Source organism: Pseudoxanthomonas sp. X-1, from assembly GCF_020042665.1.
Lineage (GTDB): Bacteria > Pseudomonadota > Gammaproteobacteria > Xanthomonadales > Xanthomonadaceae > Pseudoxanthomonas_A > Pseudoxanthomonas_A spadix_A.
Window position 1 is genome coordinate 2,646,091 of sequence record NZ_CP083376.1, and the last position, 13,317, is coordinate 2,659,407.

The following is a 13,317-nucleotide window of genomic DNA, read 5'->3' on the forward strand; positions in this document are numbered from 1 at the left end:
GATCCCAGCAACTCCATGAACAACAGGAATCGGGATGGACGGATATGCGGCTGTTCTTGTGCGAGAAGCCCTCCCAGGGCAAAGACATTGGCCGGATTCTCGGCGCCACGCAGCGCGGTGAAGGCTGCCTCAACGGTTCCGGCGTCACGGTCACCTGGTGCATCGGCCATCTCGTGGAGGCGGCGCCGCCCGAGGCCTACGACGAGCAGCTCAAACGATGGTCCGTTGAGCAGTTGCCCATCATTCCCCAGCACTGGCGGGTCGAGGTCAAACCGAAGACCGCCACGCAATTCAAGGTCGTCAAGGCGCTCTTGGCGAAGGCGACTCACCTGGTTATCGCCACCGATGCCGACCGCGAGGGCGAATTGATCGCCCGCGAGATCGTGGAGCTTTGCGGCTACCGCGGCCCCATCGAACGCCTGTGGCTGTCGGCGCTCAACGATGCGTCCATTCGGGCGGCACTGGGCAAGCTGCGGCCTTCGGCCGAGACGCTTTCGATGTACCACTCGGCGCTGGCGCGCTCCCGTGCGGATTGGCTCGTGGGCATGAACCTGAGCCGGCTGTTCACGGTGCTGGGGCGACAGGCGGGTTACGACGGCGTGCTGTCGGTCGGCCGCGTACAGACCCCGACGCTCAAGCTCGTTGTGGACCGCGACCGCGAGATCGCGCGCTTCGTGTCCGTACCATACTGGGCCATCGCCGTGTCCCTGTTCGCAGGCGGTTCGACTTTCGCCGCGCAATGGGTTCCACCCGATGCGTGCACCGACGACGCAGGCCGCTGCCTGCGGCAGCCGGTCGCACAGCAGACCATGCAGCAGATCCGCGCTGCGGGCAGTGCCCACGTCGTGTCGGTGGAGACTGAGCGTGTCCGCGAAGGCCCGCCGCTGCCGTTCGACCTGGGCACCTTGCAGGAAGTGTGTTCCAAGCAGCTTGGGCTGGACGTGCAGGAAACCTTGGAGATTGCCCAAGCCCTGTACGAGACGCACAAGGCCACGACGTACCCCCGCTCGGACTCCGGCTACCTGCCCGAGAGCATGTTTGCCGAAGTGCCCACCGTTCTCGACAGCCTGCTCAAGACCGATCCCTCGCTGCGCTCGATCATGGGCCAGCTCGACCGCTCGCAGCGCTCGCGCGCCTGGAACGATGGCAAGGTCACGGCGCACCACGGCATCATCCCGACGCTCGAACCGGCGAAGCTCTCCGCCATGAGCGAGAAGGAACTGGCCGTGTACAGGCTCATCCGGTCGCATTACCTGGCGCAGTTCCTCCCTCACCACGAGTTCGACCGCACTGTGGCCAAGTTTTCGTGCGGGGGGCAGAACCTGGCGGCCACGGGCAAGCAGGTTGTCATCCCGGGTTGGCGCCAGGTGCTCGCCGAGCCGCAGGCCGAAGACGGTGATGGCGAGGGCGATACTGCGGTCCGCGCCCAGGTGCTGCCCGCGCTGCCGAAACTGTATGAGGGCCTGGCATGCCAGGTGGCCGACGTCGATCTCAAGGCACTCAAGACGCTGCCGCCCAAACCGTACACGCAAGGCGAGTTGGTCAAGTCCATGAAAGGCGTCGCCAAGCTGGTGTCCGATCCCCGCCTGAAGCAGAAGCTCAAGGATACGGTTGGCATCGGCACCGAAGCGACGCGGGCCAACATCATCGGCGGCCTGATCGCTCGCGGCTACCTCGTGAAGAAGGGGCGCGCCATCCGCGCCTCGGATGCGGCTTTCACTTTGATCGATGCCGTGCCTGCGGCGATTGCCGACCCTGGCACCACCGCCGTCTGGGAACAGGCGCTCGACATGATCGAGGCCGGACAGCTCACCCTGGACGTGTTCATCGGCAAGCAGGCCGCGTGGATTTCGCAGTTGATTGCGCAGTACGGCAGCGCCTCCCTGTCCATCAAGGTTCCCCAAGGGCCGGCATGCCCGCAGTGCGGCGCACCCACGCGCCAGCGCAGCGGCAAGAGCGGCCCGTTCTGGTCGTGCAGCCGCTACCCGGACTGCAAAGGCACGCTGCCAGTCGAATCCGGCAGCTCCAAGCGCGGCGCCTCGCGCCCGCGCCGTAGCGGCCGCAAAGGCTCCTGACCGCCCCCGTTCCCCGTGAGCCGTGCCCGCCTTCGGCGGCGTGGCCCCTGTCCCGCACTCCGCCGCATGCCCTGCGGGACGCCCAGCGCGCAACGCCTTCTTGATCCGTGTGCGCGTCCCGCCCAGCCGTCCCCGGCCGCGGGACCTGAAGGTAGCTTCTCTGCGAGCCGCACCACGCGCGTTCTGTTGATCTGCGTTTCTTCCGCCCTCTGCGAAGGGTCTCCCGGTGGCTTGCCAGGCTGCACGAGCCACCGGGAGACCCTTCGTGGTCAGCGGTAATCGGTGCCGGTGCCCGCCGGTGCAAAAACGGGCTCCCTTTGTGCGCGGATGTGCGCCAGACGATGCCGGCCCCAGCCACGACATGGGCCGGGTGTGATTGCTTGATGAGCAGACGGTTCTAGCGACGACCGGGCCTGCCAATCAGCCCACGGGTGGTTCCTCTTTTCTCCCGAGCCGAAGGCCGTTGGGCCTTCGGCGCCATTCTCCTGCCCATCAACGTCCCGGCCCGGCCATTGGCCTGGGCCACACGAACAGGAGAGACGACATGCACCCTCAACCTTGCGCACCGCTGCTGTACGGCAGACGGAGGTCGAGAACGGCATGCCCGCCTATCGCGCGGCCATCGCCAATGGTACGCTCGGCTGCAGCCGAGGCCGTAGCCCAAAGGCTGGACTACCTCTTTTGCAGAGGTAAACCTCGGGATGAACTGGGCGAAAACATGCCTTATGTGCCCGCCTTACGGCGAGCTGTTTCCGATGCTTCGCGCAGGATTTCCCGCCCCCCATTCGCTGCGATTGCGGCCACGATGACGCCCAGCACCAGATCCGGGATGTTCGACCCGAACCCCATCACCAGCACCCCGGACAGCACAATCGCACCATTGACGATGGAGTCGTTGCTGGTAAAGATCGCTGACGCCTTGAAGTTCACATCTTCCCCGCGATGGCGGCGCAGTAGTCTGAGGCACACTAGGTTCAAAGCCGCGTTCAGCGCGGCCATGGCCATCATGGCTGGGCCGACAGGCTCTTCCCCTCCAGCGAAGCGGCGTAGGACTTCCAACAGCAGCAGCGCGGCCAGGCCGATTAGCAAGAAACCCGACAAGCGGGCCGCGCCCACCTTGACCGTTGCCGCACGACCGACGGCATACAGGCTAACCGCATAGACCGACGCATCGGCGAGGTTGTCCAACCCGGCGCCCATCAGCGCCGTAGAGCCAGCCCAGATGCCAAGGGCAATGCCGGCGGCGGACTGCGTCAGGTTGATCAGCAACACAGTCAGAAGAATCTTTCGGTCCTTCGCATCGCTCGCATCTAGGCGGCCCAACTCGTCGTTTTCGTGATTTCTGTGGTTTTCAGCCATGCATTGTTCCTTCCAAATCGATGGATGCTGAAGCCTGTAGCGGCTGGAGAGTCAAGGCGCAGATGCAACGAACTTGCCACAGGGTCTTCCCGGACGCCCTTGACTCTACCGTAGCTAGAAGGTTTTCCAATCCAGTCAGAGCTTTAGGACAGAACAGATGAGCACCAATGCGCCCCCTTCATTGCGACTGTCATCCGGTATGGCTGCTATCCACTGATCCGTGGCGCCACTGCGGTTGTGCTCTTCGGCGAGCTCGCGACCGGCCGGCCGTCTTTTCCGACGGAGCTACTCACAGTGATCGTCGCGCTCGCTTGTGCCGCCTTGCTAGAGGGCGGGCGGCCTTTCCACTCCCCGTTGAGCCAGTAGCGGCGTTCCAAGCTGTGGTTGGCCGTCGGCGCATGGCTCGGCTTCTTGGTCGTGCATCTGGCCTTCCAGCACTCCAATCTGGGATACCGGGTCGGGCCGTTGGGATTGTTGATCGGGGTGGCTGAAGCCCATCGCTGGCATCACAAGCGTGAGCACGAAGACGCCCAAGTCAACTACGGCGATTTCTGGATGCCCGGGGGCCACTTGTTCAGCGCTTTCCGGTCGCAAAAGCACACGCTGGGCGCCAAAGAGTGACACTCAAGAAAGATGGACTTTCCAATGGACTACGGCCCGCAGCTTGTCTATCCCTTCCGGAGCCGGCCAGCAGCGGCAAACGCTTGCGCTGCTGGCTATACGATCTTGCCCACGTCGCATTCTTGCGCGAGTCGGGCCTTGCGGCTTCTTGCGAAGCGATCGCGAGTTGCGTGGCGTGCCCATGAGTCGGGCCGCGTCGTGGCGCACTGCTACCTTGGCCTGCACCTGCACCTGCGCAGCCACGCCGCGATGCTCGGTCTGGCCTGGAGAACCCGTAAGGTGGCGGAGATTGCGGCGCGCAGGTCGTCCGGCTCGCGCTGGCTCCTGTGGGCCACGCCCTCGGTCGCACGCCGTCTCAAAACGTCAGAATCGCGCGCTTTCGCATGATGGAGCGCGGCACGTGGCTCTCAGAACTGGACCCGATCACTTCCAGCACCGATGACACGCTCGAGCTTCAGGCGGGCTCGGCCAAGCTGTTGAGAATGCCGCACTCGCGCGAGGTTCGGGCGCTATCGCAGGAGCGTCGCAGATCCATTAACTCGCGCTCCAAGGCGCGCAATTCCTTCATCTTGGTCCGCACTTGCGCGATATGAGCGTCGACCAGCGCGTTCACCTCGCCGCAGCCCAACTCTGGCCGATCCCGTAAGTTCAGCAGTTGACGGATCTCATCCAGCGTCATGTCCTTCGCCCGGCAGCGGCGGATGAACAGCAAGCGCTGCAAATGGACTTCGTCATAGAGCCTGAAGTTGCCCTCGCTACGTGCAGGCTCGGGCAGCAAGCCTTCTGACTCGTAAAAGCGCACGGTCTGCACCAAGCAATCTGCCTTCTTGCCCAGTTCACCGATCCGCATCATGGTTGCTTCCTATAAAAAACTTGACTCTATATCTACTAGAGGTTTTCTAATGATGGCATCCGGGGAAAACCTTGTCAATGAAGAGCGATCTATGAACAAAGAACCTTCCAGCCCATGCGCCTGCTCCGGCGGCAATGGCCAACAGACGGCGTGCGCCAGTGAGCAGGCCAGCACTGAAACCACCGTTTTCCACGTGAGCAACATGGATTGCCGCAATGAGGAAGCACTGGTGCGGCGAACGCTGGAGGGCATGCCCGGTGTCGAGCGGCTCCTGTTCGATCTTCCGCAGCGTTTGTTGACCATTTCGCACCGCGAAGTCTCGGCCGATGCCTTGGAGCAAGCGCTGAATTCGGTGGGCATGAAGGCTCAGGCTGTCCGAGACGCCGCCGTGTCGACCACCTACCGCATCGAGAACATGGACTGCCCGAGCGAGGAGAAACTCATCCGCTCGCACCTCGGGGCAGTCGAGGGAATTCAGGACCTCGACTTCGACCTCGCTGAGCGCACCCTGTCGGTGAAACACCTCGCTCAGGCACGCGCGCAGATGGAGCAGGTCCTGGCCTCGATCGGCATGCGCGCCAAGGAGCAGACCTTCGGCCACACGGGGCCGATCGAAGCCGCGGCTGTGATCCCATCCTCGGCCCTGCAGCAGCAACCAACCGCTGCCGTTTCCGCGCCGCCGATCGGCGAGCGGGTGACGTACCGGATCGAGAACATGGATTGCCCGACGGAAGAAGCGCTGATCCGCGACCGGCTGGGCAAGCTGCCGGGTGTGACCGCGCTCGACTTCAATCTGATGCAGCGTGTGCTGGGAGTCCAGCACACGCTGGCGACCTCAGCGCCGATCGAGAAGGCGCTTGCTTCCATTGGAATGCAGGCTGCGCGGCAGGACATGCAGACAGCCACCACGGTACTTCGCATCGCGAAGATGGACTGTCCGACCGAGGAAAGTCTGATCCGCGGCAAGCTGCAAGGCATGCCGGGCGTGCAGGGAATGGATTTCAACCTGATGCAGCGCACGCTCACGGTTCGGCACACACCCGACGCGATCAAGCCGGCAGTCGAAGCCATCGAATCGCTGGGCATGGAAGCCGAGGTCCAGAGGACTGATGAGCCGCGCGATGCCCCGGTGGCCGCGCACAAGACCAATTGGTGGCCGATGGCGGTTTCGGGCGTTGCGGCGGTGGCCGCCGAAGGCGTGTACTGGGTCAACGACGGCAATCATTGGGCCGTGATCGTGCTGGCACTGGTTTCGATCTTCACCGGCGGCCTCAGCACCTACAAGAAGGGCTGGATCGCGCTGAAGAACCTCAACCTGAACATGAACGCCCTGATGGCCATCGCGGTCACCGGCGGCATGGCGATCGGCCACTGGCCGGAGGCCGCCATGGTCATGTTCCTGTTCGCGTTGGCGGAAGTGATCGAGGCGAAGTCGCTGGACCGCGCCCGCAACGCCATTCGGGGGCTGATGGACTTGGCGCCCGAGACCGCGACCGTGCGGCAGGCCGATGGCTCATGGACAGAGCTGCCGGCCAAGGAGGTCGCAAAGGGCGCGGTGGTCCGCGTGCGTCCTGGCGAGCGCATCGCACTGGACGGCCTGATCACCTCGGGTCGATCGGCCATCAACCAGGCGCCCATCACCGGCGAGAGCCTGCCCGTCGAGAAGGCCGAAGGTGACCAGGTCTTCGCCGGAACCATCAATGAGACCGGCTCTTTCGAATACAAGGTGACCGCAGGCGCCAGCGACTCGACGCTCGCGCGCATCATCCATGCCGTGGAGTCCGCGCAGGGCAGCCGTGCGCCCACGCAGCGCTTCGTCGACCAGTTCGCCCGCGTCTACACGCCGGCGGTGTTCGCGGTGTCCGTGCTGGTTGCCGTCGTGCCGCCGCTCGCCTTCGGCGGCGCATGGTTTGACTGGGTCTACAAGGCCCTGGTACTGCTGGTGATCGCCTGCCCCTGCGCTCTGGTCATCTCCACGCCGGTCACCATCGTCAGCGGCTTGGCCGCTGCCGCCCGACGCGGCATCCTGATCAAGGGTGGCGTCTACCTGGAGGGCGGGCGCAAGCTCAAGGCGTTGGCCCTGGACAAGACCGGCACACTCACACATGGCAAGCCCGAGCAGACCGACTTCGTGCCGCTGATCGGCGAGGCGCAGGAAGTTGCCGCCTGGGCCGCAAGCCTCGCGGCACGCTCGGACCATCCTGTGTCTCAGGCCATCGCCCGCAAGGCGAACCGTGACGGCATCGCGCTGCACGAGGTCGACGACTTCGCGGCGCTGCCTGGCCGCGGCGTGCGCGGCCGCGTCGCCGGGCGCATGTTGCACATGGGCAACCACAGGCTCGCCCAGGAGCTGGGCCTGAGCGAAGCGACGCTCCAGGCTCGGCTGGAGACCCTGGAGCGCCAAGGCAAGACAGCGATCCTGCTGATGGACGATGCGACCGTGCTCGGCATTTTTGCAGTGGCCGACACCGTGAAGGAAACCAGCCGTGAGGCGGTGGCCGACCTGCAGGCGCTGGGTGTGCGCACGCTGATGCTGACGGGGGACAACCAGCACACGGCCGCGGCCATCGCTGCCCAGGTCGGAATCTCTGAAGCCCGTGGTGACCAACTGCCCGAAGACAAGCTCAAGACCATCGAAAGCCTGGTCGGCGGCGAGGGCCAGGTGGGCATGGTGGGCGACGGCATCAACGATTCGCCCGCGCTCGCCCGTGCCGACATCGGCTTCGCCATGGGCGCGGCCGGCACCGACACCGCGATCGAAACAGCCGACGTCGCCCTGATGGACGACGACCTGCGCAAGATCCCCGCCTTCATCCGGCTGTCGCGTAGCACTGCGGCGATCCTCACGCAGAACATCGTTCTGGCCCTTGGCATCAAGGCGGTGTTCCTTGCGTTGACGTTCACAGGGCATGCCACCATGTGGATGGCTGTGTTCGCTGACATGGGGGCAAGTCTTTTGGTTGTCGTCAATGGGCTGCGCCTCCTGAAGTTCAAGGCGGCATGAACAATGGATGAACCATCTCTTCGCAAGACGCAGTGGTACTCACTCGCGATCGTTATATTCGCCGGCGATCAGGCAGCTAAGAGCTACATTGACGCGACAACTCCCTTGGGTTGGTCGCACGAGGTGGCGTCATTCTTCAACCTAGTTCACGCTCTCAATCCCGGCGCGGCGTTCAGCTTCCTTGCTGGCGCGGGCGGCTGGCAGCGGTGGTTTTTTCTGGCGATCGCGTTCGCAATATCGGCATGGCTCGCATGGCTGCTCTCCCGGCCGCTGCGCAAAACGGAAGGCCTTTCGTACAGCCTCATTCTGGGCGGCGCATTGGGCAACGCGTTCGACCGCGCCACGCGCGGGCACGTTATCGACTACATCGACTTTCACCTGCACGGCTGGCACTGGCCCGCCTTCAACATCGCTGACATGGCCATCGTGGGCGGGGCGATCGCGCTGGTGGCCCAGTCGTTCATGAGCGTGGAGAACCCGGCCGCCACAAAGGAGTCCCAGTGACATTGGGACGATCCGGAAATTCGCAATGCACACGGTGCAGGACACCAATCTGAAGAGAACGGCCCCCAGCATGAGCGGCCGCGGCTTGGCCCTCATGCTAGCGCCCACCGCCGCTTTTGCTGCAACGCCCTGTTGCGATGGCGGCGATTGCTGCAACGACGTCGCAATGCCTTGCTGTGAATAAACAGCACGCAAGCCAGTTGACCTGGCAATTATGAAAGTCCATCACGGCGATGCTGGCCTTTTTCGTTCCAATGAGCCGTCACGGAGAGGTGATGATGAAGCTATGCCGGGATCCTGCAAGCTTTAGGACGGTCTTCTTTACCGCATAGCGATATGCTGATGTCACCCGTTCGCCTCGCCTGGCAAGTACAAGTAGTTCGTCGCGGTTTTCTGGCCGTGTCCGCCCGCTTCGCTGGCCCTTTTGCCCCAAACAAGCGCAATCATGCCTGCGTTACCACCAAAGTTCGCCCCCGCCAGTTGCTGTTCCTAAAGGGCATCAAGCTCAACGCCATCGCCGACCGGCCAGCGTATTTCGCATCGCTGCGTGCCCGTCGGGGCCAGCCCATCGTCATCCTCGCAGAGCTGGGACCGGACGAGGCATTCGCCCTGTGGAAGCAGCATGTACTGGGCGACAGGCCTCGCTGACCCAGTTTCGCCTCATCCTCCTGACAGCCCCGCACTTATTGCGGGGCTTTCTTTTTTCCGCGTTCGCCAATCGGGGCTGTTGCAAATGCCGATTTCCGGCTGACGCGGCTCGCCTCGCGCATGAAGCTGCCCGCATGTGTCGCTGATTCGTCAGCACCATGCCAGCAGCCAGAGTTTCCAGGCTGCCGCGGATTCTTTCCGCGCTACCCGCCAGTCCGCCATCGCATCGAGTCTGCGGACGCGCGTCACCCGTGACGCCGATGCTTTTTTCTCAACCGCGTGCGGGAGCTGCCATCCCGTGAGGGACGAGGCCCCGCTTTTTCCAAGGAGCCCGTCCATGTCCCAGCAAGCCTCTTTCGGCCAGTTGGCCTTGATCCATTGCGGCAAGTTCCTGCCGCTCGAAATCCTGCATAGCGCCGCCGGCCACTACATCGGCACGCGCGATACAGAAGGTCCCGTTTCGCGGGAATCCTGCCAGTACTTCCGCAGCTATGCCGCGGCTCAACGTGCCCTCGAAAGAGGCGGCTGGTCCCAGCTCGCCACACCCTGATCCAACTGGAGGAACCACGTCATGAACCAGCTTTTGCCCCAGGAAGTCGTCGATCAGATCATGCGGGAAGAGCAGCATTTCGCCGCCGCGCCCCAAGCCTTCTTCGAGGTCTGGAAGCGCGGCGTCGAGATCGCAGGCCCGCAATGGTTTGGCGACGGCACGCGCGAAGGCCTGAACCAGGCAAAGAGCAAGTGGGATCTGCGTCCCGACATGCTGCGTGCCAACGACGCACTCGGCGTCCTGAGCAGCGGGGAACGCATGTTCCTGTCCGCCATGTTCAGCTTCTACAACGCGCGCGAGGGCGGTGCCATGCTCAAGCGCTGCCACTTCCAAGGACTGTCGGACTTCGATGGTCTCGATCTGCAACGTCGCCAGGTGATCGCCGACCTGCTGCTGAACTACAGCGGTTGGTGAGCCGGTCCCTGGCACACCTTCATCACTGCGTTCACGGGACCCCATGAGGGACATGCGCCTCGTTCGAGGCCATGTCCCTCGCGTTTTCTCCCCGCCCAGCGCCATCCGGCATCAGGCGGTTTCCCCTGCGGATGCCATCGTCCGCAAGGGCTGGCTCCGTTCATTCATCGAAAGGAGCCTTCATGGCCAACAACTACTACGAAGCCACCGGCGTTCTCGTGCTCGACCGTGTGACGCCCGTCATCCAGGCGCTGTTCGGCGCCTTCGCGCTGGACGAGAGCCACCCCGGCAACGGGCAGGCCTACATCGCCCAGATCGCCGAGACCACCAATCCGCAATGGCCGGACGTGCTCGATGGCCTGGAAGACCTGGCCACGCAACTCGGTATTCCGATGCCGGACGACGAAGGGCTGTCGATCCCGCCGCTGCTCGAACTGCTCGCCGTGCACTTCCGTGCCGATGAGGACGAAGAGCTGGGGAACTTGATCGACCGTCATTCGTTCGAGGACACCGCCGATCTCGACGCATTGTTTCTGATCGCCACCCGGTTCGATGACGGGCACCACCTGACCGCCATCCAGTTCGAGGGCTGCTGGTACTGCAGCAAGCCGCGGCTGTTCGAGTTCGGCGGCAACGGCTGCTACCTGAGCCGCGAGGTCCGCTTCATCAGCTCCTCCTCCCAGGCCCTCCAGCTCGGCGACCAATTGCGCAAGACCATTGTGGCCGCCGACATCGAAGAGGCTTCGGCCCTGATCGCGCTGGAGACCATCAATCTGCTGGCGGGCGTCAGCGACGAGCCATTCCGCATGAATTTGCGCCGGCGCGTCGCCGAGCGATTGGCCCAAACGCCAACGATCAGCGTCACCTGACGCTGTTTCCTTTCTTTCCACCCACCGGGGTCAATTCCCGGTGGCGGGGATTTGCTCCATCATTATTCTGTTGGAGAAATCCCATGTCCCAGAATCCCAATCCCTTTCTACGCGGCTACTGGAATCTGAAAATCGTCCGCACGCTGTCCATCAGCTACGAGGACGGAAGCCCGCATGTTTGGCGAAACATCCACCCGAGCCAGCAGCACCTCTGCGACGCGGCGCTGGTTTCTTCTCCTTGCATCATCACCAGCGACTTCGCGGTGGTCAGGACTGGCACCGAACCTGTCGGCGCCGCACTGATCGCCGAATGCGACGCGGCTGAAGGGGGCAGCGGCGAAGGCATGGTGGGTGCCGTGGTGTACGCGATCCACGGCGACGACTTCGACGGCCGCCCCGTCCACATTGGCGACACCTATTCGGCCGAGGCCGCACGGGAAGTCGTGCAGCGGTTGAGCTTCGAGACCGGCTACTACAGCCGGTGCTGGGAAATCAGCAGCGCGCACATCAGCCGCGAAACCGGCCAGTACCTGGCCAACCTGGCTGACCTCGCGACGCCGGAGGCCTTTTTGTTCATCGCGTTCCGGATTCCCTACAGCCCGGCGATCGGCGTCAAGCTGATCTCCACGCCCTGGACGGACCAGCACCTGCAGGACGTCGAGGGGATCGCCGCCGAGCAGCTTCGGCAGGAGCACCGCAGCAAGGGCATGCCGGACGAGCTGGCACAGATCCTTGAACTGGCCGGCCAGGCCGACGTGCGCATCCTCATCCTCGATGCCGACGCACCCGTGTTGCCGGGCCTATCGCTGGCCGGCGAATAGCTGCCACACACATCCCCGGCCTTCCTTGTCCTCACCGCATGCCGGCCCGGTCTCCCGCCAGAGAGCCGGGCCGGCGCACTTTCACAGGAGCGATCCCATGTTCCCCGACCTCATCACACCCGCATCCGACTTCGAGCACCAACTCGGAGCCTGCGTCAACGCCATGAGCCAGGAAGATGCCATCGGCCAGATCCTGGTATTCGAGCGCATGAGCGGCACGCTGCACATGCGCCATATCGCCAGCGCCGACCTGGTGGACACCGACGTGGACGACTACGAAATGGTCGTCTTCGACGGTGGCAACACAAGCGGCGACACGTGGAAACACGTGTTCTTTCCGCGTCAGCGCGAGCACTACTTCGTGTACCAAGCCTGATTCCTCCAGCCCCTTTCGAGGGGCTTTTTCTTGCCCGCAGCACAGGAAAACGGTTGTGGTGCGGTGCCGTTTCCTGCGGGCAGGCAGACCGCCCCAGGGCCATGCTTGCCCCATGTTCGTCGGCGTTGCCGGCACATGCCCAGGCAGTCGAGACCTTCGAGGCTGCAAGCGCGGGAAACCGTGCTGGTCGTTTCTTCCTACGGACCTACCGCGTCCATCCACGCCACCCACAAGGGACCTCTCCCTTGCGGGCGGGGAATCCCTTGTTTTTCCTCAAGGAGTTTCCCCATGGATCGTTCCCTCATCAAATCCATGATGCCTTCGCTGGTCGCAGGCCATGTGCCCCGCAACGTGCGGTCGTTCAAGTACCGCGTGTTCGATGATCAGCCGCTGTCCTCAACGCTGGGCTTCGCCATCGACCCCCAACCCTTCGACGGCAAGGTGGTCGCCGCGACCGACGATGCCATCGTCGTCAAGCTCAAGCCTTCCGAGTTCGCGGTGCTCGATCCCAGCCTGGTGACCACGGTTCCTGCCGAAGGCGCCAAGGTGCATGTCCAACCCTATGCCCGTCGTCGCTTCGACGGACTGCGCGCGGACACGCCGGAGGTCATCACCGAGGAGACTTCGGACGGCACGCCGTACACCATCACGAGGCACATCCTCGGCTCGGCGCCGGCCAAGCTGCCCATTCCCACGCCGCAGTGCATGGAGTTGGGCCAGCTCATCGAGCAGTTGGAGGAGATGCCGGCCCCCGATCGCTTCCGGCGCATCACCCACATGCTGGTGGATGCCGGTGCCCGCGACTTCACCTGGGTCGATCCCACGCCCTCCAAGATCATCGAGACCCCGCCGGCGATCAGCTTCACGGTCTCGACCGCGAAGTTCGAGGGCCGGGTGACGATCCTCTACGACCGCGGCGGAGACACCTACGTGGTGGAACTGCACCGTCAGAACGGTGAATCGGTCGAACTGGTCGATCGGCACGACGAGGTGTATTTCGACATGCTCGGCGAAGTGCTGGAGAGGCTCATCGACGACGGGCGCTGGCGCCAGATCGACGTGAGCATCCTCGACGCGAAAGCGGCCCGCAAGCGCCAGGCCGTCCCGGCATGACGCCCCGCAGCGAAACCGGGCGGTCCTGCGGCTGACCCGAGGCATCCGCCACGGCGTTCCAGCCGTTCCGGCCGCGTGCACTACAGGCCCTTCATCCCATCGGATGGAGG

12 protein-coding genes and 1 pseudogene are annotated in these 13,317 nt (G+C 63.9%); 11 read left to right on the forward strand and 2 right to left on the reverse strand.

Features of this window, described 5'->3' with window-relative positions:
- Positions 1-44: 44 nt before the first annotated feature.
- Entirely contained in the window at positions 45-2,075 is a 2,031-nt protein-coding gene (locus LAJ50_RS11750; RefSeq protein WP_003116834.1) for a DNA topoisomerase III, read from the forward strand.
- Positions 2,076-2,798: 723 nt separating this feature from the next.
- On the opposite strand, the gene LAJ50_RS11755 is transcribed toward LAJ50_RS11750, so the two are convergent.
- Positions 2,799-3,434, reverse strand: a complete 636-nt coding sequence (locus LAJ50_RS11755; protein WP_003098972.1) for a cation transporter — start codon at positions 3,432-3,434, stop codon at positions 2,799-2,801.
- A gap of 384 nt (positions 3,435-3,818) precedes the next feature.
- Here LAJ50_RS11755 and LAJ50_RS11760 point away from each other — a divergent pair, with 384 nt between their 5' ends.
- Positions 3,819-4,055 (forward strand): hypothetical protein, encoded by a 237-nt coding sequence (locus LAJ50_RS11760; RefSeq protein ID WP_003098970.1) that lies wholly within the window; start codon positions 3,819-3,821, stop codon positions 4,053-4,055.
- 454 nt (positions 4,056-4,509) lie between these two features.
- On the opposite strand, the gene cadR is transcribed toward LAJ50_RS11760, so the two are convergent.
- On the reverse strand, positions 4,510-4,908 hold the full coding sequence (gene cadR, locus LAJ50_RS11770; RefSeq protein WP_003098965.1) for a Cd(II)/Pb(II)-responsive transcriptional regulator: 399 nt from the start codon (positions 4,906-4,908) through the stop codon (positions 4,510-4,512).
- Between the two features lie 91 nt (positions 4,909-4,999).
- Here cadR and LAJ50_RS11775 point away from each other — a divergent pair, with 91 nt between their 5' ends.
- From LAJ50_RS11775 to LAJ50_RS11815, 9 genes and pseudogenes are all read left to right on the forward strand, one after another.
- Complete coding sequence (locus LAJ50_RS11775; protein ID WP_003098961.1) at positions 5,000-7,912, forward strand: heavy metal translocating P-type ATPase; 2,913 nt, start codon at positions 5,000-5,002, stop codon at positions 7,910-7,912.
- Positions 7,913-7,915: 3 nt separating this feature from the next.
- Positions 7,916-8,416, forward strand: a complete 501-nt coding sequence (gene lspA / locus LAJ50_RS11780) for a signal peptidase II (protein ID WP_003098955.1) — start codon at positions 7,916-7,918, stop codon at positions 8,414-8,416.
- Between the two features lie 465 nt (positions 8,417-8,881).
- Positions 8,882-9,064: pseudogene (locus LAJ50_RS20285) on the forward strand (hypothetical protein); the annotation flags it as partial.
- 337 nt (positions 9,065-9,401) lie between these two features.
- Positions 9,402-9,614: a hypothetical protein gene (locus tag LAJ50_RS11790; RefSeq protein ID WP_003116833.1), complete on the forward strand. Its 213-nt coding sequence runs from the start codon at positions 9,402-9,404 to the stop codon at positions 9,612-9,614.
- 21 nt (positions 9,615-9,635) lie between these two features.
- On the forward strand, positions 9,636-10,028 hold the full coding sequence (locus LAJ50_RS11795; protein ID WP_003116832.1) for a hypothetical protein: 393 nt from the start codon (positions 9,636-9,638) through the stop codon (positions 10,026-10,028).
- A 182-nt stretch (positions 10,029-10,210) separates the two neighbouring features.
- The gene (locus LAJ50_RS11800) at positions 10,211-10,897 is read left to right on the forward strand and encodes a hypothetical protein (RefSeq protein ID WP_003116830.1); all 687 of its coding nucleotides are present in this window, start codon (positions 10,211-10,213) and stop codon (positions 10,895-10,897) included.
- Positions 10,898-10,980: 83 nt separating this feature from the next.
- Positions 10,981-11,718 (forward strand): hypothetical protein, encoded by a 738-nt coding sequence (locus tag LAJ50_RS11805; protein ID WP_003116829.1) that lies wholly within the window; start codon positions 10,981-10,983, stop codon positions 11,716-11,718.
- A 97-nt stretch (positions 11,719-11,815) separates the two neighbouring features.
- Positions 11,816-12,094, forward strand: a complete 279-nt coding sequence (locus LAJ50_RS11810; protein WP_003116828.1) for a hypothetical protein — start codon at positions 11,816-11,818, stop codon at positions 12,092-12,094.
- Between the two features lie 288 nt (positions 12,095-12,382).
- Entirely contained in the window at positions 12,383-13,207 is an 825-nt protein-coding gene (locus LAJ50_RS11815) for a hypothetical protein (RefSeq protein WP_003098941.1), read from the forward strand.
- The last annotated feature ends 110 nt before the right edge of the window (positions 13,208-13,317 follow it).